Source organism: Pacificispira sp. (assembly GCF_965228185.1).
Taxonomy (GTDB): domain Bacteria; phylum Pseudomonadota; class Alphaproteobacteria; order UBA8366; family Aestuariispiraceae; genus Pacificispira.
Genome location: NZ_CBDDHE010000011.1, coordinates 1 through 23,117, shown reverse-complemented (window position 1 = coordinate 23,117; position 23,117 = coordinate 1). Strand labels below are relative to the sequence as shown.

The window sequence follows — 23,117 nt, the reverse complement described above, 5'->3', positions numbered from 1 at the left end:
CGGGCGGTCGGAAAAAAGCTACTCGGAACTTACCGACGGTTGCCGCACGCGCCCGGGTTGAGCGCGTGCGGCTTCCGAAGGTATTCGCTGATTACGAGCCGTAGCGCGTCATCATCGAGCCGCTCATCACGGCGTTCTTCAGTTCTTCACGCTTGGCGTCGTCCAGAGCGACCAGACCGCGCTCTTTCAGGTAACCGGCCGAACCCATGGCGTTGTCGCTGACATATTCCGACAGGAACTCTTCCAGGCCCGGGATCACACCGCGGTGGGCGTTCTTGACGTAGAAGAACAGCGGACGCGACAGCGGGTAGGAACCGTCGGCGATGGTTTCGAAGCCCGGCGAGGTGCCGTTGATCTGGACGCCCTGCAGCTTGTCCTGGTTTTCGTACAGGAAGGAGTAGCCGAAGATGCCGTAGGCGTTCGGGTCGGCTTCCAGGCGCTGAACGATCAGGTTGTCGTTCTCACCGGCTTCGATGAACGGGCCGTCCTGACGCATGCGGTGGCATTTCGTCTTGGCTTCGTCCTTGCTCAGCGCGGCGTGTTCCGGCAGCTCTTCACAGCCGACTTCCATCGCCAGTTCGACGAAGGCGTCGCGCGTGCCGGAGGTCGGGGGCGGGCCGAAAACCTGGATGGCGACATTCGGCAGGTCCGGATTGACGTCCGACCAGTTCTTGTGCGGGTTCGCAACCCACTGACCGTCGACCGGAACTTCCGCGGCCAGCGCCAGGAAGATGTCTTTCTGGGTGACGGAAATCTGCTGGCCTTCACGGGACACCGCGATGGACAGACCGTCATAGCCGATCAGGGCTTCGGTGATGCTGTCGACGCCGTTTTCCATGCAGGTCTTGAATTCGGACTCTTTCATCGCGCGCGACGCGCCGGTGATGTCCGGATGATCCGCGCCGACACCGCCGCAGAAGATCTTCATGCCGCCACCGGTACCGGTGGATTCCACGACCGGCGCAGCATTGCCGGTTTTCGCGGCATATTCTTCGGCGACAGCCTGGGTGTACGGGAACACCGTCGAGGAACCGACGATACGGATCTGGTCACGGGCCTGGGCGGCACCGGCAAACGCAACGGCACCAAGCGCGGCAACCGCGAGCGTCGTCTTGAAACCTTTCATGTCTTCACTCCATTCTGACTAGGGTCAGGCTTTGTTCGGAAGTTTCCGTCGATGGGAATTGACGTCGTGAACTCCTACGTGCCCCGGATGATTTCGCGGCACATACCACTCCTCGCTTCGCCTTTGGATTTGGCTCGCCGCACGCGAGCCCGTGCGTCTCCGCCCCCCATGACGTTGACGCCTCATTTAACGGGGAGTGCTGACGGTTTTGTGATGCGCAGGAGACGTTTTCGTTACACAAGCGAAAATTGGTCTATACGATAATGTGTCAGGCAGACAGTCGATCTGGCCGGGTTCGGCCTGAATCATCCTTGGATTCCAGAGATTTATCATCCTGGGTTTCGCGTGTGACCGCAAATGGCAGCGTTACGGAAAAGGTGCTGCCCTTGCCGATTTCGCTCGTCACATTCAGCCGGCCGCGATGCCGGTTCAGAATATGTTTCACAATGGCGAGGCCAAGTCCGGTTCCGCCCAGCTCGCGGGACCGCGCGGCATCGACGCGATAAAAGCGCTCGGTCAGCCGGGGCAGGTGTTCGGGCGGAATGCCGGCGCCCCGGTCGATCACGTCCACGGTCAGCCGCCGCTTGTCGCGCTTCCGGACCCGGACCGTGACCCGCTTGCCCTTCGCGCCGTATTTCAGCGCGTTGTCCAGAAGGTTCTGGAAGACCTGGAACAGCTGATCCGAATCGCCCCGCACCGGCGGAATAGTCTCATCCCAATCGGTTTCGATCTCGACGCCCAGCTTTTCCGCCTTCTGTGACAGCATCTCGATCAGCCGGCGCAGCAGATCGGGAATCGCGACCTCGCCGCGCGGTCGGCTGTGCTCGTCCAGTTCGATCCGCGACAGGCTGAGCAGATCGGAAATCAAGCGGAACATCCGCTCCGACTGCTCCTGCATGATGGCCAGGAAGCGCTCATGCGCCTCCGGATCGTCCTTCGCGGGACCGCGCAGGGTTTCGATGAAGCCGGTCAGGCTAGTCAGCGGCGTGCGCAGCTCGTGGCTGACATTTGCGACGAAATCGACGCGCATCTGTTCCGACCGGCGCAGCGCGGTCACGTCCTGGAAATCGATCAGCACGATCGGCGCGTCCCGTCCCGCCGGCATGCCGGGCGGCGGATCGACCGGTTCGACGCGCACGATATATTCGGTTTCGACCGGCACCGGCAGTTTCAAATCGACCGATTGCGGCCCGTCGCCTTCGATCGTCCGGTCGATCGCGCTCAAGAAGGCGGGATCGCGCAGACCGTCGGCGATGTCCCGTCCGGTCAGATCGGTATCGACCAGGGCATGCGCCACCGCATTTGCCCGCACGACGCGCCGGTCCCGGTCCAGGAAGAAGATCGGATGCGGCAGGGACGAGACGATCCGATCCGCGACCGCCGCCTTGTAGCTGAGCGCGTCGAGCTGCGCCTGGGCTTCGGCGGTCAGCCGATTCAGGCGGCGCATCACGATCTTTTCCGCCGTCAGCCGGCGGCGCACGGCGATCCCGGCGCCCAGCAGGATCGCCAGCCCCAGAATGGCCGCGACATGGATCGCAATGACCCCTTCGGACAGCATCAATGCCAGGACGATGGCCGCCGGGGCGACGGCCAACAGTATCGATCTGATCCAGGATCCCGACATGGCGTACCAGCGTCCTAGTCGATGGCGTCGTGGGCGGCCAGGGCCGCCAGCGAGACGAGGTCGCTGACGCTGCTGCCCATCTGGGCGACCTGCACCGGATGGGCGAGGCCCAGCATCAGCGGCCCGATCATCGTGCCGCCGCCCAGGCTTTGCAGCATCCGCGTCGCGATATGGGCCGAATTGATGCCCGGCATGACCAGCACATTGGCGGGACCCTTCAGACGGCAGAAGGGATAGAGCCGCTGCATCAGATCGTAGTCCAGCGCCGCGCTGGGCGAGATTTCGCCGTCATACTCGAAATCGACCTGTTCCGAATCCAGGATATGGACCGCGTCCCGCACCCGCTTGCCGCCCGGCCGGTCCGGATTGCCGAAATTCGAGGCATAGAGCATGCCGACACGCGGCTCGTGACCCAGGCGCCTGGCATAGGCCGCGGCTTCCTTTGCGACTTCCGCCAGGATGCGTCCGTCCGGCAATTCGTTGACCGAGGTATCGGCGATGAAGATCGTCCGGCCGCGCGCCACCATGATGGTCAGGCCCATCGCGGTATGACCCTCGGCGACGTCGATCACCATGCGCACGCCTTCATAAGCGACGTTGAAGGCGCGCGTCGCCCCGGTGACCACGGCGTCGACCTTGCCCTTGGCCAGCATGCAGGCGGCGAAGACGTTGCGGTCCTGATTCACCAGCCGCTGGCAGTCGCGATGCAGAAAGCCCGACCGCTGAACCTTGGCATAGAGGTAATCGGTATACTCTTCATTGTCGGAGCTGAGCCGCGCATTGTGGATTTCGAACTGGATCGATGCGTCCAGGCCCAGTTCCCGCGTGGTCTCGCGGATGCGGTCCTCGCGCCCGACCAGAACCGGCGTGCCGTAGCCCGACGTCTGGAACAGCGCCGCCGCGCGGATCACGCGGGGATCCTCGCCTTCCGCGAAACAGACCCGCTGCGGGTTCTGGCGCACGCGTTCGAAGATGAAATGCAGCATGTTGGCGGTCGGGTCCAGACGCGCCTTCAGCTCCTGGCGATAGCCTTCCATATCCATGATCGGGCGGCGCGCGACGCCGGACTTCATCGCCGCTTCCGCCACCGCCGCCGGGACGGCGACGATCAGCCGGGGGTCGAAGGGCACCGGGATGATGTAATCCGGCCCGTATTGCAGCGCCTGACCGCCATAGGCATTCGCGACCTCGTCCGGCACGTCCTCGCGCGCCAGCCGGGCGATTGCCTCGGCCGCCGCGATCTTCATGTCGTCGTTGATCGTCGTCGCCCGCACGTCCAGCGCGCCCCGGAAGATATAGGGGAAACCCAGCACATTGTTGACCTGGTTCGGATAATCCGACCGGCCGGTCGCCACGATCGCGTCCGGGCGCACCGATTTGGCGTCGTCCGGGGTGATTTCCGGATCGGGATTGGCCATCGCGAACAGGATCGGCTTATCCGCCATGGACTTCACCATTTCCGGCGTCACCGCGCCCTTGACCGACAGGCCGAAGAACACGTCCGCGCCGTCCAGCGCCTCGGCCAGGCTGCGCGCGTCGGTGACGGCGGCATGGGCCGATTTCCACTGGTTCATGCCTTCCTTGCGGCCCTGATAGATCACGCCCTTGGAATCGCACAGGATGACATTGTTGGCAGGCACCCCCATCGCCTTGACCAGTTCGGTGCAGGCGATCGCCGCCGCACCGGCACCGTTCACCACCAGCTTCGTGTCCCTGATGTCGCGGCCGGTCAGATGCAGCGCGTTGATCAGGCCGGCAGCGGCGATGATCGCGGTGCCGTGCTGGTCGTCGTGAAAGACCGGGATGTCCATCTCTTCGCGCAGGCGCTGTTCGATGATGAAGCATTCCGGCGCCTTGATATCCTCCAGATTGATGCCGCCGAAGGTCGGACCCAGAAAGCGCACGCAGTTCACGAATTCGTCGACATCCTCGGTCCCGACTTCCAGATCGATGGAATCGACGTCGGCGAAACGCTTGAACAGCACCGCCTTGCCTTCCATCACCGGCTTGGACGCGAGCGCCCCGATATTGCCGAGGCCCAGCACCGCCGTGCCGTTGGAAATCACCGCCACCATGTTGCCGCGCGCGGTATAGTCATAGGCTGTGGAGGGATCTTCGGCGATCCGAAGGCAAGGCGCCGCCACCCCCGGCGAATAGGCCAGGGACAGGTCGCGCTGCGTCGTCAGAGGCTTGGTCGGCGCCAGTTCGATCTTGCCCGGCCGTCCCTGGGCGTGGAACTGCAGCGCATCCTCTTCCGTGATCTTCTTATCGGCCATTATCTCCTCCGGGGTCTTTCGGGGCCGTTATTCCCGCAGACCTTGTTCTGTTAACGCATGTTATAGGTCTAGCATGCGAAAGGGATTATGACAGTGTTTCCAATCGGGTTACCTGAACCGTCTTTTCTTGGACGTTGAAGCACCCTATCCTTGGCAACACGGTTAACCGCGAAGTCAAACGCGGGCGCGCGGCCGACAAGACAAACCGGCGGGAAGAGGCGACGGTACGACATGGCGCAACAATCCGGCATGGCCAGCCAGGAATATCTGCTGCTGGACTACGCACAGCGTCTGGAACGCCACCGGGACGGCCGGCGTGGCGTGCATGTGCATTTGTCCCGTCTGAAGCCCCAGAACCGGCGCGAACACCATATCCGCATTGCCCTGAACACGCTGGACGACTTCGTATCGACCTTCGAAGGTCAGTCCTTCCTTTTGGGCAATAACGACCTGATTTTCGTGGTCAAGGGCGCGACCCTGCAGCAGATGGACGACGCGGTCATGCGCCTGCGCTATCTGTTCAGCGACGATCCGCTGACCCAGGCGGAGCCGGATTCCGACGAGGGTCATGGCAGGTTCGCCACGCTTTACAATATCGAAGGTCAGTACGCGAAGTTCATGGACTTGTGCGAGCGCGTCTTCGAAGAGGAGCGTGCCCGCCAGAAGCGCCTGCAGCAGATGGCGGAACAGACCGGCGAAACCTTCGAGGATGCGCGCCGGCCGCTGAAACCGGAACAGCTGGGCCGGCTGGAAGAATTCCTGGAACGCGCCGACCTGTCCAGCGTCTTCCGGCGTCAGGCGGTCAGCGTCGTCCACAAGGAATCCCCGCCCAAGCCGATCTTCAATGAGCTGTTCATCTCGATCTACGATCTGGCCAAGACCGTGCTGCCGGATGTCAATCTGGCGGCCAACCGCTGGCTGTTCCAGCACCTGACCCAGACGCTGGACCGCCGCGTTCTGAAGATGCTGGCCCGGGCCGACGACCGGACCTTGCATTCGTCATTTTCGATCAACGTCAATGTCGGCACCTTGCTGGCCCCGGAATTCCTGGATTTCGACGCCAGCCTGCGCATGGGCAGCCGCGGCACGCTGGTCGTCGAACTGCAGCTTCTGGATATTCTGTCCGACTATTCCTCCTTCCTGTTCGCCCGGGATTTCGTGCGCGAAAAGGGCTACCGAATCTGTCTGGACGGGATCACGCCGGAACTGACCCGCTTCGTCGACCGCCAGTTCATGGAAATCGACCTGGTCAAACTGTCGGCCGGGTCCGTCTTCGATTCCGGCGGCAGCCAGGATCTGCGGGCCGATATCGCGAAACAGGTGGACCGGATCGGCAAGGGCCGGGTCATCCTGTCGCGGTGCGACAACGAGGCGATGGTGCGGACCGGCCAGTCCATGGGTATCACCATGTTCCAGGGCCGCTATCTCGACGCCGTCCTGCAGCAGATGTCGCGCACCAAAAGTCCGCCCGCACCGCGCGTCGCGCGCCGCTGACCTGACTGCATGGAACAGGTTGCCGCCTTCCTGGACGCCGCGTCCGGGCTGATGCCCCAGACCCTGCCGATCGCCCTGATTCTGGCCCTGGCGATGCTGTTCGACGCGCTGGTCGGCGATCCGCGCTGGTTCTATCGCATCGTGCCGCATCCCGTCGTCCTGATCGGCAAGCCGATCGGCTTCCTGGACCGCCGCCTGAACCGCGAGGGGCGGCCGGAAACGGACCGGATGATCCGCGGCGCGGTGACCGTCTTCTTCGTCGTCGGGTCGGCGGCCGGCATCGGCTGGGCGCTGGCCGCGCTGTTCGAAGGCCATGCCTGGGGCTGGGCGGCGGAAGCGCTGGTCGTCGGCATTTTCCTGGCGGCGCGCAGCCTGCACGATCATGTCCGCCGCGTCGGCAAGGCCCTGCGCAGTGACGGGCTGGAAGGCGGCAGGCGCGAAATCGCCCATATCGTCAGCCGCGACCCGCGCAGTCTGGACCGTCACGGCGTCGTCCGGTCCGGCATCGAATCCCTATCCGAGAATTTCAGCGACGGCGTCATCGCGCCGATCTGCTTCTATCTGGTCTTCGGCCTGCCCGGCCTCTTGGCCTATAAGGCGATCAACACGCTGGACAGCATGATCGGCTACAAGACCGACCGCCACCGCGCCTTCGGCTTCGCCGCCGCGCGGCTGGACGATATCGCCAATTGGGTTCCGGCGCGGATCAGCGGGCTGCTGGTCTGCCTCGCCGCCTGTTTCACGCCGACCGCCTATCCGGTCCAGGCCGTGCGCACCATGCTGCGCGAGGCCAAGAAGCACAAATCGCCGAATGCCGGCTGGCCGGAAGCCGCCTTCGCGGGCGCCATGGGTGTCGCGCTGGGCGGGCCGCGCACCTATCCCGGCGGCCAGGTCGTCGGCGTCTGGATCGGCGAGGATTTCCCGGCACGCCTGGAACCGCGCGACATCGACCGCGCCCGCGCCCTCTACATCGTCGCCAACCTGCTGGTCTGGTTCGCGGCCCTGATGGGCGGATTGGCCGTGCTGCTATGACGGCAGGACGATCGTAAAGGTCGACCCCGCGCCCGGTTCGCTTTCGACCTCGATCCGGCCGGCATGGCGTTCGACCAGCTCGTGCGACAAGCGCAATCCGAGGCCCGTCCCCGTCTCGCCCTCCGTCCCGGCCACAGACAGTTTCTGGTCCAGCGAGAACAACACCCTCCTGGTTTTCGCGTCCATGCCGATGCCGGTATCGGTCACCGCGATCCGCGTTTCCGTATCGGATTGCGCCACCGTGATCCGCACCCTATCGCCGGACCGCGAGAATTTCAGCGCGTTGCTGACCAGATTGCGCAGGGCGGTTTCGATCATTTTGCGATCCGCGCGCAGGCTCAGCTCCGGCGACATCTCGGCCGTCAGATCGATCCCCTTCTGCCGCGCGACAGGCGCGAACAATTCGGTCACATCCGCGACGGAGGAATTTAGCGGATAGGGTTGCGGGTCGTAAGACATCGCCCCCTGCTGCAAACGGGCCCAGGACAGAAGATTTTCCAACAGCTTGTGCAGGTTTTGCGCGGCCGTGCTGATGTCGCCGCCATACTCCGCGATCGTCTCGCGCGGCAGGGTCGAGATCCGGCGCTTCAGCAGGTCCGACATGCCGATCAGGACGCTGAACGGCCCCATCAGGTCATGCGCGATGATGGAGAAGAACCGGTCCTTCTGACGGTTCAGATCGGACAGGGTGTCGTTCGTATCCTGCAATTCCCGGGTCCGGGCGGCGACCTGGGATTTCAGCTCCGCCTCGGAACGTTCCAGTGCCAGGCGGGCCTGCTGTTCGGCGGCGACCTTCTGACGCTGCAGCAGGCGGATCCGGTCGGCCAGCGCCAGCGCGAACAGGACCGCCTCGCCCAGCAGACCCATCCAGGCGATGCGCAGGGTCAGGTCGTTGGTCGGGGCGAGCCCGACGAACCGCCCGATCAACAGCGCCACGGAAACGAACCAGACCGCCCAGGCCAGGGTAAAGATGCGCGCCGAAGTTTCGCCGCGCCACCACAGGATCGCGCCATAGACCGGCAGCATGGTCAGGGCCAGACCGCCGGTCATGACCGTCTGCGCCGCCAGCGCGCCCTCGCCCGCCAGGAACAGGATCGGCGGCAGGGCGAAATAGGCCATGACGACCCGCAGCACCCTATCGAAACGCGGGGTCAGGCGCCGCGTCTCCAGGAAGGTGCGGCTGAACTGCACCACCAGCATGAAGGCCAGGGCGGAAAACAGCGGCGCGGCGAATTCCCCGACGCCCGGCCGGTCGGGCCACAGGAATCGGTTGCCGAAACCGGACGCGGCGGCGAAGGCAAGCTGGGTCGCGGCGAAATAGGCGAGATACCAGAAATAGACCCGTTCCCGGACCACCGCGAAAATCACGACATTGTACAGGAACAGAAGCATCGCCCCGCCGGCGAAGAGGCCCAGCACCATCCAGATCGCATGCTGCTTGGTGGCATAGGCTTTCGGGGAGGAGACCTGGAAATAGACGTCGATGCCGTCGCCGTATTCGTGGTGCAGCCGGACATAGATGGTGCTGGTTTCGCCCGGCCCGGTCATCAGCGGCGCGGCAAAGCCTTCCCCCGGCAAGGGCCGGCTGTCATAGGGCAGGCGGTCGCCCATCGCGACATGATCGACCGATCCGTCGCCGCGCCGGTGGTACAGATCCACATAATCGGTCAGCGGAAAGGGAAAGTTGATCACCCATTCGACCGGTTCCGGACCGGGATTGACCGCTTCGAAGCGGACCCACCAGGCGGACCGGGTGATCCCGACCGACGTGGACTTTCCGTCCAGCGGTTGGAATTCGCCATCCAGCATTCCCTTGAGAACCGTCGCCGGTTCGATGTCTCCGGCCGGGTCTTCCAACAGGGTGGCATGGTCCATCGGCGCCTGAACCGGCATGCCGGGAGAGAGGGGAAGCGGTTCCGCCCGGGCCATCCCGGTGAAAACCAGTGCGATCAGCAGCGCGATCGTCACCCCCATCGCGCCGCGTGCCGCGGCCTTCGAACCCGCCATGCCCCCACCCCGGTTTCTTATCGGGTCACAGCCCGACCGCCGCTTCCTTTTCCGCCCGCAGCGCGTCGAGCCGCAGCCGCTCTCGCTTGCCGATCCGTTCGCTTTCCGACTTGAGCTGCCCGCAGGCCGCCAGAATGTCTTGCCCGCGCGTCTTGCGGATCGTCGCCACCGTGCCGGCGCGGTGCAGGATCGCCAGGAAGGATTCGATCCGCGCCGGGTCGGAACATTCGAATTCGCTGCCCGGCCAGGGGTTGAACGGGATCAGGTTCACCTTCGACGGGATGCCCTCCATCAGGCGCAGCAGGGTGCGCGCATCCGCGTCGCTGTCGTTCACGCCTTTCAGCATGACATATTCCCAGGTCACCCGGCGCGAGGTCGTCAGACCGGGATAGCCGCGCACCGCATCCATCAGCTCGGCAATCGGATATTTCCGGTTGATCGGAACCAGCCGGTTGCGCAGCTCGTCATTCACCGCATGCAGCGAGATCGCCAGCGACAGGCCCAGCTCCGCCCCAACACGGCGGATATCCGGCACGACGCCGGAGGTCGACAGCGTGATCTTGCGCCGTCCGATGGCGATCCCATCACCGTCGGAGACCAGGCGCATCGCGTCCATGACGCTGTCGGTGTTGTACAGCGGCTCACCCATGCCCATCAGCACGATATTGCTGATCCGGCGGCCGGCCTCCTCCGTCTGGGCCCAGTCGCCCAGCGCGTCGCGCGCCAGCATCACCTGGCCGACGATATCGCCCGGCGTCAGGTTGCGGACCAGTTTCTGCGTCCCGGTATGACAGAAGGCACAGGTCAGCGAACAACCGACCTGGGAGGAGATGCACAAGGTGCCGCGGTCGGTTTCCGGGATGAAGACCATCTCGGCCTCGTTCCCGTCCTCGTAGCGCAGCAGCCACTTTTCGGTGCCGTCCTTCGATTTTTGATGCATCGAGACCTTCGGCCGGTCGATCCGGCAGGTCTCCTCCAACTTCGCGCGGAACGCCTTGGACAGGTTCGTCATATCCTCGAACCGCGCGGCGCCGCGATTGTAGATCCAGTGATAGAGCTGCTTGGCGCGGAAGGCGGGCTCTCCCATATCCTTCACCAGCGCCGCCAGGCCGTCGCGGTCCAACCCGATCAGGTTCGGGCGCGCGTCGGGCTCCGGCGCCAATTGGCCGCCGGGCATGAAATCCTGCAAGGACGCTGCATCGCTCATCATCGAAATCCTGCAAATTTGCGGCAGGTCATACTCCCCCTGCCCCGGTCGTGTAAACTAACAGGCGCAAGAACCGAGGAGAAAACCCATGGCCTTCGAAGACTATAAAGCAGAAATCGCGCTTCTGATGTCCCAGATCGACGGCGACCCGGGGGATGTGCACGAAATCCACATGCGCCTGCACACGCTGCTCAATACCCTGCGCGCGGAAGGCCTGCCGGTTCCGGACGACCTGCGCGACCTGGAAGAATACCTGGACCGGCAGTTTTCGACCGGCGGCGGTGGCGATCGCGGCGACGCCTGATCAGTTCACGTTGCAGGCGGCGTTGATCGCCTTGTTGGCGGCCGTGAAGCCCGACAGCGAATAGGTGTCGGTTGTCTTCGTGCCGCGCGCCGACGTGCCAACCACGACCATCGACGACCCGGCCCGCATCGCGTTGATCAGTTTCGGCTCGTCATCTCGCCAGGCATAGGCGCCCTCGCCGCTGGCATAGAGCCGGAAGGTGCTGCCGCCGATAGTCACTTCGACCGTGCTGCCGTCCTTGATCGGATATCCCATGTGAAAGCCGACCTCGCCGGTTGCGCCTTCCTTCGGGCGGTGCATCACGAAGGCCCAGATTTCGCCGCGCTTGGAATAATCGCCCTCGTCCTTCGACGGCTGCGACGCCATGGTGCAGCGCGTCCCGCCACCTTGGGAATAGCTATAGGCCTGCCAGGCGTTGAACGTGCCCAGATCCTTGTGATCCTGCGCCGCCGCACCGGTCGCCGCCGCAAGGCCGACCGCAATCGGAAGGACCATTGCCGCCAATTTGCCGGCCATCGCGACGCGCTTGGTATTCGCCATTGTCACCCTCGCACTCTGATAACAGTATAATAGGGATGGTGTCGGACCGTGCCCCAGAAATAGGACCTTTTTTTGACGTTGCCAATGATCCGGCTATGAAAATTCCCCGTATCCCCTTGCATGGAACAAGCCGTGCTGAATCCCCGCAGTCCCGCAGCCCCGCCAATGGCGGTGCGGCCGGCGCTGAATTTTGCGGAGGTTCCGGCACAGCGTTCCGGGCGTTCGAAGATGACACAGACCGCTAATCCGGACGCGCAAAGTCTTGCCGAATGGATGCGGCGCCTGGCGGAAGACCAGGATCGCGACGCCTTTGCGGCGCTGTTCGAATATTTTGCGCCCCGCATCAAGGCCTACATGATGCGCAGCGGATCGGACGACGTCTCGGCCGAGGAGTTCGCGCAGGAGGCGATGTTGATGGTGTGGCGCCGGGCGGCCAGTTTCGACCCGGCACAGGCATCGGTGGCGACCTGGGTCTTCACCATCGCCCGGAACAAACGGATCGACGCCTTCCGCCGCAACAACCGGCCGGAGCTCGATCCTGACGACCCGCTTCTACTGCCGGCCGCCGAGCCGATGCAGGACGACAAGCTGGAGGAAGACCAGACGGCGGATGCGATTCGCACCGCGATGGCGGATTTGCCCGCGGAGCAGGTTCGGATGCTGAAAATGGCCTTCTATGAGGATAAGGCCCATAGCGAGATCGCCGAGGAGACCGGTCTGCCGCTTGGGACGGTGAAATCGCGGCTTCGCCTGGCAATGGGCAAGCTGAGGACCATACTAGGAGACTCTGAATTATGACGGCTGCTTTGACTTCGGGGGGAGCCATGCGGGCGGTGGAACCGTCGCATCACCTTTCGGATGATATGCTGTTGGACTACGCGGCAGGGTCGCTGGACGAAGCGACGAGCCTGATCGTGGCGACGCATCTGACCTATTGCCCTTCCTGCCGGAAACGGGCGGCGGAACTGGACGCCCTGGGTGGGACGCTGTTGCGCGACGTCGCGCCGGTTTCGTTGTCCAAAGGCTCTTTGGAGTCGGTTCTAGCGCGGCTGGACCAACCGGCGGAACCGGCGCCGGTGCGCGCCGCCCTTCCGGCCAACGACAACCCGCTGGTACCTGCCGTCCTGCGCCGTTATCTGGGCGGCGACCTGGACGCGGTGACCTGGAAGAATCTGGGAATGGGGGTCCAAACCTCCGAAATCGCAATGAACGTGGAGGGCAAACGCGCCTTCCTGCTGCGCGTCCCGGCCGGCAAGGCAGTGCCGCATCATACCCATGACGGCAACGAATTCGTCCTGATCCTGCGCGGGGCCTATAATGACGAGATCGGCCGCTTCGCCCGCGGCGATCTGGCAATCAGCGACGGGTCGATCAAGCACAAGCCGGTCGCCGAACCCGGCGAGGATTGCATCTGCCTGGTCGTGGTCGATGCCCCGATCCGGCTGACCGGGCCGATCGGCGCCATTCTGAATCTGTTCGTGAAGGTCTGACCGGAGCTCTGGCCGGGATCTTCCGCAGGGGCTCGCGCCCCGGCCCGTTGCATCGTAAAGTCGCGCCATGCTGCGCGCCCTGACCCTTCTTCTGATCTGCCAGTTGCTGGGCGAGGCCATCGCGGTCCTCGCCAACTGGCCCATTCCCGGCCCCGTGCTCGGCCTCGCCTTCCTGCTGGCGGGGCTGCTGATTCTGCGGCGGTCGCCCGACTGGCTGCAGGACACCTCGGCCGGGCTGTTGAAACATCTGTCCCTGCTGTTCGTCCCGGCCAGCGTCGGCCTGGTCCAGCACGCAGACCGCCTGAAGGTCGAGTGGTTGCCGCTCGCGGCCGGGGTGATCGTCAGCACCGTCGCGGCGATCGCCGTCGGCGCGGTGGTCTTCGTCGCCGTATCCCGTCTGATCGGCGCCCCGGCGGAAGGGGAGGACCGCAAGGCATGATCGGCGCGACACAGGATATCTGGGTCTATCTGGCCGAAACGCCGCTGCTGTGGCTGACCGCGACCCTGATTGCCTATGGGATCGGCCATGCTGCCTTCACCCGGTCGGGCAGCAACCCGGCGGTCAATCCGGTGGCCATTGCGGCGGCGCTGCTGATCGCATTGCTGGTCGCGACGGACACCGATTACGACACCTATTTCGAAGGCGCCCAGTTCGTTCATTTCCTGCTGGGTCCCGCGACCGTCGCCCTGGCGGTGCCGCTTTATACCCACCTGCCCCGGGTCCGGCGCGCGGCCCTGCCGATGCTGGCGGCCCTGGTCGCCGGCGTGGTCACCGCCGTCGGCACGGCCTTGGCCGTCGCCTCGCTGCTGGGCGCGGACAGCGAAAGCCTGTTGTCGCTGGCGCCCAAATCCGTGACCTCCCCCATCGCGATGGGGATCGCGGAGCGGATCGGCGGCCTGCCGTCCCTGGCGGCGGGATTGGTCATCGCGACGGGGATCGTGGGGGCCATCGTGGTCACGCCGCTTTTGAACCTGATGCGCGTCCGCGATTGGCGTGCCCGGGGTTTCGCCGTCGGCATCGCGGCGCACGGAATCGGCACGGCCCGCGCCTTTCAGGTCAACCCGATCGCCGGGGTTTTCGCGGCCGTCGCCATGGGTTTGAACGGCCTGACGACGGCGCTTTTGGTGCCGCTGATCGCGCATTTGTTACTATGACCGCGACGATTTGGCGTCTTGAGATAAGGGCCCCCGCTTCGTACGTCTTGGGGTAGTGATCCGTTCCCTCCGCGGAGGCCTTGAATACCATGCAGCGCAAAACAATTCCGCTGATCGGCGCCATGCTGGCCGCACTGGCCGCGATCGGTCTGGCCGCCCTTGTCGTCTGGAATCAGCTCTCCGGCAGCTCGGACGGCGTTGTGCGTGGCGACGGCGAGGCCTTGGTTGCGCCGGGATTGGAGGTCGGCGGTGCGTTTGAACTGACCAATCATAAGGGCGAAACCGTCACCCAGGACACGTTCCAGGGTCAGTTCCTGCTGGTCTATTTCGGCTACAGCTCCTGCCCTGACGTCTGTCCGACGGAATTGTCCAGCATGGCGGCCGCCATCGATATCCTGGCGGAGCGGGACGCCGCGGCGGCCGAAAAGATCACCCCGGTCCTGATCACCATCGATCCGGCCCGCGACACGGTGGACGTCCTGAAGGACTATGCGCCGGCCTTTCACCCGCGTCTGGTCGGCCTGACCGGCAGCGACGAGGCGATCGAGGCCGTGGCACGGAAGTTCCGCGTCTATTACGGCCGGGGCCAGCAGATCGACGACGAATTCTATCTGATGAACCATTCCGGCTATGTCTATCTGATGGGGCCGGACGGCGGGTTCGTGACGATGTTCAACGGCGGCACCGCGCCGGAATCGATCGCCAACGCCCTGCAGCGCTACGTCGCTGCCGCAAAGACCAGCTGACGGTCCCCCTCGCCCGATTATTCGAACGTCGCCTTGACGCCAATCCCTGTCGGCGCCGCGCTTGACCTGTACGCCGCCGTGGCGCTACTGATAATTCTTGAAGACGCGTTCGGTTCTCCTTCATGGGTCACGAAGGCCTTGGAGCTAAGAGGGAACACGGGAAGGATTTACCCATCAGGGAATCCGCGCCCGGGCTGCCCCCGCAACCGTGAGCGGCGAGCGGTATCCACCTCGCCACTGGCACACCAGCCCGGATCGGGACATGTGCCGGGAAGGCAGGATGCCGCATCGACCCGCGAGCCGGGAGACCTGCCGAGCGTCGATGGCATCTCGAACGACCGTCGGGTGTGACGGGAGGAGACAAAATGAACGATCGCATTCAGGCCACCACCGCCGACCATCTCGAAACCGAATCCCGGACCCGCGTTCTGGCGGCATCGGTTGCGGCGGCGCTGTTCGGCGGCTTCCTGTTCCTGGGTATCGGCTTCGCGCATTCGGACACGATCCACAATGCGACGCATGACGCGCGGCACGCCTTCGCGCTGCCCTGCCACTAAGCCCCGACCGAATTCAACGATATGTTTCGGCGCCTTTTCGGCGCGGCATTCGCCGCGGGCATCGTCGCGGGTCTAGCGATCAGCGCGATTCAGGAATTCACCACCACCCCTATCATCCTCCATGCCGAGGAATACGAGAACGCGGGCACAGAGGCCGCCATCCCGGAATCCGCGATCCCCGAGACGGCGGTCTTTCGGGTCGCCGGCACCGGCGCGTTCCACGGATTTACCATCTACAAGGCCCATAGCGGCGAAGACCACGGCGACGAATCCTGGGGCCCGAAAGACGGGCTGGAACGCTCCCTCTTCACCGCCGGGACCAATATCACGATGGGGATCGCCTTCGCCCTCATGCTGACGGCGGCCTTTGCCGTCCATGGCGGCGCGATCAGCGGACGGATCGGGCTGCTTTGGGGGATCGGCGGCTTCGCCGTCTTCACCCTGGGCCCGAATCTGGGCCTGCCGCCGGAAGTACCCGGCAGCATGGCCGCCGAACTGGGGGTGCGGCAGCTCTGGTGGATCGGCTGCGCCGCAGCGACCGGCATCGGCCTCTGCCTCATGGTCTTCGGCCGCAAGCTGCCACTGACGGTCCTTGGCGTTCTGATCATTGCCGCCCCGCATATCGTCGGCGCGCCGCAACCGGCGGAAGTCGGCGGCGGCGTCCCGCCGGAAATCGCGGGCCATTTCGCCGCCGCCTCCATCGTCGTCGCGGCGATCTTCTGGGTCATGCTGGGCTGGCTCAGCGGCACCTTCTATCAGCGGTTCTCGGGCACCTACGCCTGACCGTGACCCGGTTTCGGGTTCAGGACGCCTTCGCCTTCCGGGCGAGGGCGTCCAGACCGAGCACCAGCAGCCCCAGCGCCAGGCCCCAGAAGGCCGACCCGATCCCGAACAGGGACAGGCCGGATGCCGTCGCCACCAGCGTCAGCACGGCGGCGAAGCGGGTTTCTTCCGGCGCCAGGGCGGCGCTGAGCGAGCCCATCAGCGGCCCGACCAATGCCAGCCCGGCCACGGTCACGATCACCGCCGACGGCAGTGCCGCGAAGGCGGCGACCAGGGTCACGCCGACCCCTGCCAGGATCAGATAGCCCGCGCCATAGAACAGCCCCGCCTTCCAGCGTTGCGCCGGATCGGGATGCGTGTCCGGCCCGGTGCAAAGCGACGCCGTGATGGCGGCCAAGGTGGTGGTATGGGCGCCGAACGGCGCGGTCAGCAAGGACGCCATGCCGGTAACCGCCAGGGCGGAACGGGCCGGCGGCGTGTAACCCGCCGCCGACAGGACGGCGAAGCCGGGCAGGTTCTGCGACGCCATGGACACCAGGAACAGCGGCACGCCGAGCCCGATCAGCACCGCCGGATCGAATTCCGGCCGGATCAGGACCAGCGTCGCAACCGTCAGATCGCCGTCCAGCGGCGCGACCCGGCCGAGGACCAGCGCCCAGGCCACCCCCGCCGCGATCACCGCCAGTACGGCCCAGGTGGCACTGAACAGGCGGACCACCAGAAAGACGCCCACCAGCGGCAGGACCAGCAACGGATCGCCCGCGGCCGCGTCGAAGACGCCGATCGAAAACCCGATCAGGACGCCCGCCAGCATGGCCGCGGCGACGGCGGTCGGGATCTTGGCGATGGCATCCGCCAGCGGCTTGACCGCGGCGCTCAATACGATCAGCGCGGCGGCCAGCAGAAAGGCCCCGACCGCCGCCTCGATGCCGATGGTCGGCGCCCCGGCCACCATGGTCGCGCCGATCAGCGCCGCCCCCGGCGTCGACCAGGCAGTGACGATCGGCATCCGGTGTAGGATAGACAGGACCGGGCTGGTGACCGCCATGGCAAGGCAGAGCGCGGTGATCCAGGACGCGGTTTCGGCGGGACTGGCCCCGACCGCGCGGATACCGGCCAGCACGATGGCCACGCTGCCGCCGAATCCCACCAGAACCGCGACCAAGGCGTTGCTGAACACGGAGAATCTCATTCCCCCTTACCCCTCTTTCTCGAATACCATCAGAAAATTGTTCGCCGGCATCGGCACATCGGCACGCAGGCGCAGTCCGGCCGCCGACGCGATCGGCAGGATATCGCCTTCCAGATCGCGCACCCCCCATTCCGGGTCGCGCGCCCTTAAAGACGCATCGAAATCGGCGTTGCTGGGCGCGGTATGGCGACCGTCGCGAGAGAACGGCCCATAGATCAACAGCGGCCCACCCGGCGGCAACAGCCGCCCCGCGCCGCCGATCAGGCCGCACGCCGCCGCCCAGGGGGCGATATGGATCATGTTGGCGCAGAAGATCGCGTCGACCGGCCGGTCCGGCGTCCAGTCCGGCCCTGCGACATCCAGCCGCTGTGCCGGCGCGATCCGCGCGCAGCCGGCCTCGCTGGCATAGCCGTCGATATCCGCAAGCGCGGCCGGGTCCAAATCGCTGGGGCACCAGACAAGCCCGTCCGGCAGGCGCGGCGCGAAATAGGCCGCATGTTCGCCGGTCCCGGAGGCGATCTCCAGAACCGTGCCGGTTTGCGGCAGATGACCGGTCAACCGGGATAGGATGGCATCCCTGTTGCGCAACGTCGCAGGCGCATGGCGCCGCGATCCGGTGGACGACATGTCACGGACCTGTTGAAAAAAGTTGCGCAGACGGACCTCAGTCTAATATCAGACGGGGGCGTGTAAAGAAATGGCTGTCCGCCACACGCTCAGCAGGTCGGGAATACGGAAGGGATCGACATGACTTACGTCGTCACGGAAGACTGCATCAAATGCAAACACATGGATTGTGTGGAAGTCTGTCCCGTGGATTGCTTCTATGAAGGCGAGAATATGCTGGTCATCCATCCGGACGAATGCATCGATTGCGGCGTCTGCGAACCGGAATGCCCGGCGGAGGCGATTCTGCCCGATACCGAGGCCAATGCCGAGAAGTGGCTGGAGCTGAACAAACAGTATTCCGAAGTGTGGCCGAACATCACCCAGATCGGCACGCCGCCCGCCGATGCCAAGGAATGGGAAGGCGTTCCGGACAAGTTCAAAAACTACTTCTCGCCCAATCCCGGCGACGGAAGCTGACACCGCGCGGCGCCGGCGATTTCATACGCCGGCGACCGGCATTTTTGCGTGCAGTGCACAAAAATCCCGCAAAAATCGCGATTCCGGACTCGGAAAACCGCAGATTTTGTGATATATTCTATCTAGATATGGAGAGTTTCCGGCTTCCTGCCGCGATTGCACTTGGCTGCGATAGGGCCGATGCCGTCGAATTCGCGACGGTACTTTCCAAAGGCTGACGATCCCGACGTTCGATCCCGCACCGGTTTCGACGCAGGGATTTTCGGTCGGAATTTCCCGGAGACGGCCGTCGGCCCGGGAAATACCACTGCCGGGTTCGGCATCCGCGATCGGAACCTCAAAGGCGGGCGATCGCCCGCGGCGGGACCGATGCGGCCACATGGATGGATGTGACGGTAGGGTATAAGGAAGTAGGAATGTCTCAGAAAAGTGCCTATTCGAAGGGTGATTTCGTCGTCTACCCGACCCATGGGGTCGGTAAGGTACTGGGCGTCGAAGACCAGGAGATCGCCGGTCAGAAAATCGAACTCATCATCATCGAGTTCGACAAGGACCGGATGACCCTGCGCGTTCCCGTCGCGAAAGCGGACAAATCGGGCCTGCGCAAACTGTCGTCCCCGGAGATGATGAAAAGCGCGCTGAAGACGCTGAAGGGCAAGAGCCGCGTGCGCCGCACCATGTGGTCGCGCCGGGCCCAGGAATACGAAGCCAAGATCAATTCCGGCGATCCGGTGGCGATCGCGGAGGTCGTGCGCGACCTGTTCCGCAACGCCAATCAGCCGGACCAGTCCTACAGCGAGCGTCAGCTCTACCAGGCGGCGCTGGACCGTCTGGCCCGCGAATTCGCCGCGGTCGAAGATCTGGGCGAAGAGGAAGCGGCGCTGAAACTGGAAGAAATGATGGAGAAGGCCGCGGCCTGATCCGAAGTTTCGCCGCGCCATCACGGCACGGCATCGCACGGGCCTCGGTCTCTTCCGGGGCCCGTTTCGATTCACGAGACGTCCGGACGGCGCCTGGATGCTTCCACCGTCGGAGAATCTCGACTAGGGTCCGCACAGGCGGGGTCGCCCGCCGGTATTCTTTAGGCAACCCGGTTTCCATCCTTCCATGAGCCAATCGTCGGATCGATTCACCGTATTGCGCGCCGTCGACCGGATCTGGGCGATCGGCGCGATCCATGGCGATATCGACGCGCTGACCCAAATCCACGATCGGATCGTCGCCGACACCCGTCAGGGCGACCGGATCGTCTATCTGGGCAATTATTTCGGCTATGGCGTTCAGGGGCCCGGGGTGCTGGAAGAGCTGTTGAGCTTCCGGCGCTGGTTCCTGTCCTTCTATCCCTATCGCCATGTCGACGATATCGTCTTTCTGCGCGGCGCGCAGGAAGAGATGTGGTGGAAGCTGATGCAGCTTCAATTCGCGCCCAATCCGCGCGCGATCCTGTCCTGGATGGGCGAACGCGGCATCGCGGCGCAGCTCGCCGGTCTGGGTTTCGACCTGGAAGATGGATTGAAGAAGGCCGAGGAAGGCACGCTGGCCCTGACCTATTGGACCAACAAGCTGCGCGAGACCGCGCGCGCCCTGCCCGGCCATGACGCGCTGATGAACGCGATCAAGCGCGCGGCTTATACCGAGGACGGATCCTTGCTGTTCGTTCATGCCGGGCTGGATATCGAAAAGCCCCTGGCGCGGCAGACCGACGCCTTCTGGTGGGCGTCCCGCAGCTTCGAGGAGATCGACCAGCCCTATCGCGGTTTCCGCCGGGTGGTGCGCGGCTTCGACCCGAAAGCCGGCGGCATCGTCGAGGGCAAGCATACCCTGTCGCTCGACGCCGGTGCCGGACGCGGCGGACAACTCGCGGCCGTGCTGTTGAGCGCGGAGGGCGACATCCTGGAACACCTGCTGGTCTGATCTAATTTGATCCTGGCCGGAACGGACGGGTCGGCACGCGACAGATTATTGCGCCGCAGCATCTATGCCGGATCGGAAAAGCACTTATCCGATCACGAATACGTCATAGCCCACTGTAATCCTCGTCATTTCATGATCCGTTGTCATGGACGATCCGTATCGTTCTGTGGGGGGTCAAGAGCGTCCTGCCATCCTGGCAGAGACGTCGACGCGGATCCGGCGCCATTTTGTCGTGGCGCACGGAAAGGAGCAGGACCATGGCACATCTCGACGATCCGGCAACGCAACGCGCCAATATCCGTTTTATCCGGCAATCCATGAAACAGCCCCTGCTGTCGCGGGAGCTGGAAATGGAGCTGGGTCGGCGCTGGCGCGACGACGGCGACGAAGCCGCACTGCACGAACTGGTCAGCTGCTATACGCGGCTGGTGATCAGCATGGCGGCGCGCTTCCGAAATTACGGATTGCCGATGGGCGATCTGGTTCAGGAGGGCAATGTCGGCCTGATGCAGGCCGCCGCCCGGTTCGAGCCGGAACGCGATGTGCGCTTTTCCACCTATGCCAGCTGGTGGATCCGGTCGGCCATGCAGGATTATGTGCTGCGCAACTGGTCGATCGTCCGGACCGGCACGACCGCCGCCCAGAAATCCCTGTTCTTCAACCTGCGCCGCCTGCGGGCGAAAATCGCCGACGCGTCGGCGACGCAACTGACCCCCGACCAGCGCCGTACCATTGCCGAGGAGCTGAACGTCAATATCGGCGATGTCGAACAGATGGAAAGCCGGTTGTCGGCCGGCGATCAGTCGTTGAACGCCCAGGTCGGCGAAGACGGCGACGAGGATTGGATGGGATTCCTGCCCGACGAAGGGCCGAGTCCGGAAGAGGTCGTGACCGGCCTGAAGGACGCCGAAAGCCGGTCGCGCTGGCTGCGCGAGGCGATCGGCGAATTGAGCGACCGCGAACAGACCATCATTCGCCGCCGCCGCCTGGTCGAGGACGGCGCGACGCTGGAAGAATTGGGCAAGGTTCTTGGGGTCAGCAAGGAGCGCGTCCGCCAGTTGGAGCATCGTGCCCTGCAGAAGCTGAAAGTATCCATCGAACGGCGCGTCGACCGGCCGATGGACCTGCTTATGGAAGCGTGATCCCGGTCGGGTCCCGGATTTCCATGAACGGTCCGTTCCAGGACCGCAACCAGCCGCGGACCATGACCGCCCTGCCCGGCAATGTGCCGACAGGCTCGCCGCGCGCCGCCAGCTCCCGGCGCAGCGAGCGGTCGAGACCGGCCGTGAAATCGACGCGCCAATCCGGGCCGAATTCCAGATGGTCGCGGTCTCCGACCGGCGTCACCTTTCGCACGATTCCCGAGACGATCTCAAACCGGTCGACCGCGAAGTCCGGCGGGTCGGCCGCCTGGACGGCGAAATATCCATCCGACCAGAACCCGTTGCCCGCCATCCGCGCCCGCGTTTCCGCCCCGATCAGGGCCGCGATCCGCTCCGGTTCCGCCCTCGGTTCCGGGAAGACGCGCACCATGCCCGCCGCACACAGGCTTTCCGCCAGATCCATACCGTCGACCGCGACGCGCGCCCGCAGCCGGCCATGCCGGTCCTGCGCCGGGTCCGACAGATCGACCCGCAGCGCCCGGCCCAGGGCCAGATCCGCCAAACCCCGTGCGGCGTCCCGGATCGGCCCGGTATCCGCCATCGCCTCGTGGCGGTCCGGACCGGGCGGCAGGATATGCGGCAAAACCACCCGCCGCCCATCGGCAAGCCGCAGCATGCGGCCGTCCTCCGCCGCGGCGGCCTCCGCCAGAAAACTCAATGCCCCCGCCGGGGCCGCGCCCCAGACCCGCCCGCCGCCGAATGCCAGCGCGCCGGCGGCGACAAGGCCGGTCAGGGCGGCGCGGCGCGAGAAACGGCTTTGCCCTGCCCGATCCCAATCGGCATACTGCACCGCGAAAGCGCCCTTCCTGAAACTCCTCATCGACAGGACCCTTCATGTCCCGAGATCGGCTTTATCCCGCCATCGAACCGAATCGACGCGGCCATCTGGAGGTCGAGGCGCCTCATAGTATTTATTGGGAGGAAAGCGGCAACCCTGACGGGATTCCCGTCTGCTTCCTGCACGGCGGCCCCGGCGCGGGCACGACGCCCGGACATCGCCGGTTCTTCGATCCCGACGCCTATCGCATCGTGCTGCACGACCAGCGCGGGGCCGGACGGTCGCGACCGGCGGCGGAAATCCGGAACAACGATACCGGCCGCCTGATCGAGGATATCGAGACGCTGCGGGAGATGCTGGACATCGACCGCTGGATCGTCTTCGGCGGGTCCTGGGGGTCCAGCCTGGCCCTGGCCTATGCCCAGGCCCATCCGCACCGCGTCCTGTCCATGGTCCTGCGCGGGATTTTCCTGTGCCGGAAGAAGGAGATCGACTGGTTCCTGCATGGCATGGGCACCTTCTTTCCGGAAGAGCACGCCCGCTTTCTGGGACATCTGGCACCGGAGGAACGGGCCGATCCGCTGGCCGCGTATAATGCGCGCCTGAACGATCCGGACGAGGCGGTCCACGGCCGCGCGGCGGA

At 64.8% G+C, this 23,117-nt stretch carries 24 protein-coding genes and 1 riboswitch; of the genes, 15 read left to right on the top strand and 9 right to left on the bottom strand.

All coding sequences use genetic code 11. The features are described from left to right. Positions 1 to 91: 91 nt before the first annotated feature. The 3 genes from ACO06O_RS21230 to ACO06O_RS21220 form a co-directional block, all read right to left on the bottom strand. Positions 92 to 1,126 carry a PstS family phosphate ABC transporter substrate-binding protein gene (locus ACO06O_RS21230; RefSeq protein ID WP_421884594.1) on the bottom strand — a complete coding sequence of 345 codons (1,035 nt, stop codon included), beginning with the start codon at positions 1,124 to 1,126 and terminating at the stop codon, positions 92 to 94. A gap of 268 nt (positions 1,127 to 1,394) precedes the next feature. After that, complete coding sequence (phoR, locus tag ACO06O_RS21225; protein WP_421884591.1) at positions 1,395 to 2,750, bottom strand: phosphate regulon sensor histidine kinase PhoR; 1,356 nt, start codon at positions 2,748 to 2,750, stop codon at positions 1,395 to 1,397. A 14-nt stretch (positions 2,751 to 2,764) separates the two neighbouring features. After that, positions 2,765 to 5,026 (bottom strand): NADP-dependent malic enzyme, encoded by a 2,262-nt coding sequence (locus ACO06O_RS21220; RefSeq protein ID WP_421884588.1) that lies wholly within the window; start codon positions 5,024 to 5,026, stop codon positions 2,765 to 2,767. Positions 5,027 to 5,257: 231 nt separating this feature from the next. Here ACO06O_RS21220 and ACO06O_RS21215 point away from each other — a divergent pair, with 231 nt between their 5' ends. Then, positions 5,258 to 6,520, top strand: coding sequence for an EAL domain-containing protein (locus ACO06O_RS21215; RefSeq protein WP_420419408.1), 1,263 nt, complete (start codon positions 5,258 to 5,260; stop codon positions 6,518 to 6,520). Positions 6,521 to 6,529: 9 nt separating this feature from the next. Beyond that, entirely contained in the window at positions 6,530 to 7,552 is a 1,023-nt protein-coding gene (gene cbiB / locus ACO06O_RS21210) for an adenosylcobinamide-phosphate synthase CbiB (RefSeq protein ID WP_421884585.1), read from the top strand. On the opposite strand, the gene ACO06O_RS21205 is transcribed toward cbiB, so the two are convergent. After that, entirely contained in the window at positions 7,547 to 9,559 is a 2,013-nt protein-coding gene (locus ACO06O_RS21205; protein WP_421884582.1) for a sensor histidine kinase, read from the bottom strand. The two genes, cbiB and ACO06O_RS21205, sit on opposite strands and share 6 nt — an antisense overlap. A 25-nt stretch (positions 9,560 to 9,584) precedes the next feature. After that, the gene (gene rlmN / locus ACO06O_RS21200; RefSeq protein ID WP_420419405.1) at positions 9,585 to 10,766 is read right to left on the bottom strand and encodes a 23S rRNA (adenine(2503)-C(2))-methyltransferase RlmN; all 1,182 of its coding nucleotides are present in this window, start codon (positions 10,764 to 10,766) and stop codon (positions 9,585 to 9,587) included. Positions 10,767 to 10,854: 88 nt separating this feature from the next. Between rlmN and ACO06O_RS21195 the strand changes: the two genes are divergently transcribed. Further along, on the top strand, positions 10,855 to 11,070 hold the full coding sequence (locus tag ACO06O_RS21195; protein WP_420419404.1) for a hypothetical protein: 216 nt from the start codon (positions 10,855 to 10,857) through the stop codon (positions 11,068 to 11,070). On the opposite strand, the gene ACO06O_RS21190 is transcribed toward ACO06O_RS21195, so the two are convergent. Continuing rightward, complete coding sequence (locus ACO06O_RS21190) at positions 11,071 to 11,610, bottom strand: invasion associated locus B family protein (protein ID WP_421884579.1); 540 nt, start codon at positions 11,608 to 11,610, stop codon at positions 11,071 to 11,073. Between the two features lie 228 nt (positions 11,611 to 11,838). On the opposite strand from ACO06O_RS21190, the gene ACO06O_RS21185 reads away from it, so the two are divergent. The 7 genes from ACO06O_RS21185 to ACO06O_RS21155 all read left to right on the top strand — a co-directional run bounded on the left by ACO06O_RS21185 (position 11,839) and on the right by ACO06O_RS21155 (position 16,341). Further along, on the top strand, positions 11,839 to 12,408 hold the full coding sequence (locus ACO06O_RS21185; protein WP_421884576.1) for a sigma-70 family RNA polymerase sigma factor: 570 nt from the start codon (positions 11,839 to 11,841) through the stop codon (positions 12,406 to 12,408). Next, the gene (locus ACO06O_RS21180; RefSeq protein ID WP_420419401.1) at positions 12,405 to 13,100 is read left to right on the top strand and encodes a ChrR family anti-sigma-E factor; all 696 of its coding nucleotides are present in this window, start codon (positions 12,405 to 12,407) and stop codon (positions 13,098 to 13,100) included. Before ACO06O_RS21185 ends, ACO06O_RS21180 begins: the two co-directional genes overlap by 4 nt. Before the next feature lie 67 nt (positions 13,101 to 13,167). After that, positions 13,168 to 13,539, top strand: a complete 372-nt coding sequence (locus ACO06O_RS21175) for a CidA/LrgA family protein (RefSeq protein WP_421884573.1) — start codon at positions 13,168 to 13,170, stop codon at positions 13,537 to 13,539. Next, positions 13,536 to 14,255, top strand: coding sequence for an LrgB family protein (locus ACO06O_RS21170; RefSeq protein ID WP_420419399.1), 720 nt, complete (start codon positions 13,536 to 13,538; stop codon positions 14,253 to 14,255). The genes ACO06O_RS21175 and ACO06O_RS21170 overlap by 4 nt, the downstream gene beginning before the upstream one ends. 89 nt (positions 14,256 to 14,344) lie before the next feature. Next, a complete protein-coding gene (locus ACO06O_RS21165) occupies positions 14,345 to 15,001 on the top strand; it encodes an SCO family protein (RefSeq protein WP_421884570.1) in 657 nt (218 codons plus the stop codon). Positions 15,002 to 15,094: 93 nt separating this feature from the next. Then, positions 15,095 to 15,332: riboswitch (cobalamin riboswitch) on the top strand. A 34-nt stretch (positions 15,333 to 15,366) separates the two neighbouring features. After that, complete coding sequence (locus tag ACO06O_RS21160) at positions 15,367 to 15,558, top strand: CbtB domain-containing protein (protein WP_420419397.1); 192 nt, start codon at positions 15,367 to 15,369, stop codon at positions 15,556 to 15,558. A gap of 21 nt (positions 15,559 to 15,579) precedes the next feature. After that, positions 15,580 to 16,341 (top strand): CbtA family protein, encoded by a 762-nt coding sequence (locus ACO06O_RS21155; protein WP_421884567.1) that lies wholly within the window; start codon positions 15,580 to 15,582, stop codon positions 16,339 to 16,341. Positions 16,342 to 16,360: 19 nt separating this feature from the next. On the opposite strand, the gene ACO06O_RS21150 is transcribed toward ACO06O_RS21155, so the two are convergent. Next, entirely contained in the window at positions 16,361 to 17,533 is a 1,173-nt protein-coding gene (locus ACO06O_RS21150; RefSeq protein WP_421884565.1) for a benzoate/H(+) symporter BenE family transporter, read from the bottom strand. Positions 17,534 to 17,539: 6 nt separating this feature from the next. Beyond that, on the bottom strand, positions 17,540 to 18,160 hold the full coding sequence (locus ACO06O_RS21145) for a DUF938 domain-containing protein (protein ID WP_421884561.1): 621 nt from the start codon (positions 18,158 to 18,160) through the stop codon (positions 17,540 to 17,542). A gap of 120 nt (positions 18,161 to 18,280) precedes the next feature. On the opposite strand from ACO06O_RS21145, the gene fdxA reads away from it, so the two are divergent. From fdxA to ACO06O_RS21125, 4 genes are all read left to right on the top strand, one after another. After that, a complete protein-coding gene (fdxA, locus tag ACO06O_RS21140) occupies positions 18,281 to 18,619 on the top strand; it encodes a ferredoxin FdxA (protein WP_421884558.1) in 339 nt (112 codons plus the stop codon). Between the two features lie 416 nt (positions 18,620 to 19,035). After that, complete coding sequence (locus tag ACO06O_RS21135) at positions 19,036 to 19,539, top strand: CarD family transcriptional regulator (protein WP_420419392.1); 504 nt, start codon at positions 19,036 to 19,038, stop codon at positions 19,537 to 19,539. Between the two features lie 187 nt (positions 19,540 to 19,726). Continuing rightward, positions 19,727 to 20,533: a hypothetical protein gene (locus ACO06O_RS21130; RefSeq protein WP_421884555.1), complete on the top strand. Its 807-nt coding sequence runs from the start codon at positions 19,727 to 19,729 to the stop codon at positions 20,531 to 20,533. A gap of 257 nt (positions 20,534 to 20,790) precedes the next feature. Continuing rightward, on the top strand, positions 20,791 to 21,675 hold the full coding sequence (locus ACO06O_RS21125; protein ID WP_420419390.1) for an RNA polymerase factor sigma-32: 885 nt from the start codon (positions 20,791 to 20,793) through the stop codon (positions 21,673 to 21,675). Here ACO06O_RS21125 and ACO06O_RS21120 read toward each other — a convergent pair. Continuing rightward, positions 21,662 to 22,516, bottom strand: a complete 855-nt coding sequence (locus ACO06O_RS21120; RefSeq protein ID WP_421884552.1) for a thermonuclease family protein — start codon at positions 22,514 to 22,516, stop codon at positions 21,662 to 21,664. The genes ACO06O_RS21125 and ACO06O_RS21120 overlap by 14 nt on opposite strands. 14 nt (positions 22,517 to 22,530) lie before the next feature. Here ACO06O_RS21120 and ACO06O_RS21115 point away from each other — a divergent pair. After that, positions 22,531 to 23,117, top strand: a 587-nt coding sequence (locus ACO06O_RS21115) for an alpha/beta fold hydrolase (RefSeq protein WP_421884550.1), incomplete at its 3' end; no start/stop codon positions are given.

Coding starts and splice junctions, on each gene's coding strand:
- ACO06O_RS21230 (WP_421884594.1), bottom strand. CDS start 1,126: ATGAAAGGTTTCAAGACGACGCTCGCGGTTGCCGCGCTTGGTGCCGTT.
- phoR (WP_421884591.1), bottom strand. CDS start 2,750: ATGTCGGGATCCTGGATCAGATCGATACTGTTGGCCGTCGCCCCGGCG.
- ACO06O_RS21220 (WP_421884588.1), bottom strand. CDS start 5,026: ATGGCCGATAAGAAGATCACGGAAGAGGATGCGCTGCAGTTCCACGCC.
- ACO06O_RS21215 (WP_420419408.1), top strand. CDS start 5,258: ATGGCGCAACAATCCGGCATGGCCAGCCAGGAATATCTGCTGCTGGAC.
- cbiB (WP_421884585.1), top strand. CDS start 6,530: ATGGAACAGGTTGCCGCCTTCCTGGACGCCGCGTCCGGGCTGATGCCC.
- ACO06O_RS21205 (WP_421884582.1), bottom strand. CDS start 9,559: ATGGCGGGTTCGAAGGCCGCGGCACGCGGCGCGATGGGGGTGACGATC.
- rlmN (WP_420419405.1), bottom strand. CDS start 10,766: ATGAGCGATGCAGCGTCCTTGCAGGATTTCATGCCCGGCGGCCAATTG.
- ACO06O_RS21195 (WP_420419404.1), top strand. CDS start 10,855: ATGGCCTTCGAAGACTATAAAGCAGAAATCGCGCTTCTGATGTCCCAG.
- ACO06O_RS21190 (WP_421884579.1), bottom strand. CDS start 11,610: ATGGCGAATACCAAGCGCGTCGCGATGGCCGGCAAATTGGCGGCAATG.
- ACO06O_RS21185 (WP_421884576.1), top strand. CDS start 11,839: ATGACACAGACCGCTAATCCGGACGCGCAAAGTCTTGCCGAATGGATG.
- ACO06O_RS21180 (WP_420419401.1), top strand. CDS start 12,405: ATGACGGCTGCTTTGACTTCGGGGGGAGCCATGCGGGCGGTGGAACCG.
- ACO06O_RS21175 (WP_421884573.1), top strand. CDS start 13,168: ATGCTGCGCGCCCTGACCCTTCTTCTGATCTGCCAGTTGCTGGGCGAG.
- ACO06O_RS21170 (WP_420419399.1), top strand. CDS start 13,536: ATGATCGGCGCGACACAGGATATCTGGGTCTATCTGGCCGAAACGCCG.
- ACO06O_RS21165 (WP_421884570.1), top strand. CDS start 14,345: ATGCAGCGCAAAACAATTCCGCTGATCGGCGCCATGCTGGCCGCACTG.
- ACO06O_RS21160 (WP_420419397.1), top strand. CDS start 15,367: ATGAACGATCGCATTCAGGCCACCACCGCCGACCATCTCGAAACCGAA.
- ACO06O_RS21155 (WP_421884567.1), top strand. CDS start 15,580: ATGTTTCGGCGCCTTTTCGGCGCGGCATTCGCCGCGGGCATCGTCGCG.
- ACO06O_RS21150 (WP_421884565.1), bottom strand. CDS start 17,533: ATGAGATTCTCCGTGTTCAGCAACGCCTTGGTCGCGGTTCTGGTGGGA.
- ACO06O_RS21145 (WP_421884561.1), bottom strand. CDS start 18,160: ATGTCGTCCACCGGATCGCGGCGCCATGCGCCTGCGACGTTGCGCAAC.
- fdxA (WP_421884558.1), top strand. CDS start 18,281: ATGACTTACGTCGTCACGGAAGACTGCATCAAATGCAAACACATGGAT.
- ACO06O_RS21135 (WP_420419392.1), top strand. CDS start 19,036: ATGTCTCAGAAAAGTGCCTATTCGAAGGGTGATTTCGTCGTCTACCCG.
- ACO06O_RS21130 (WP_421884555.1), top strand. CDS start 19,727: ATGAGCCAATCGTCGGATCGATTCACCGTATTGCGCGCCGTCGACCGG.
- ACO06O_RS21125 (WP_420419390.1), top strand. CDS start 20,791: ATGGCACATCTCGACGATCCGGCAACGCAACGCGCCAATATCCGTTTT.
- ACO06O_RS21120 (WP_421884552.1), bottom strand. CDS start 22,516: ATGAGGAGTTTCAGGAAGGGCGCTTTCGCGGTGCAGTATGCCGATTGG.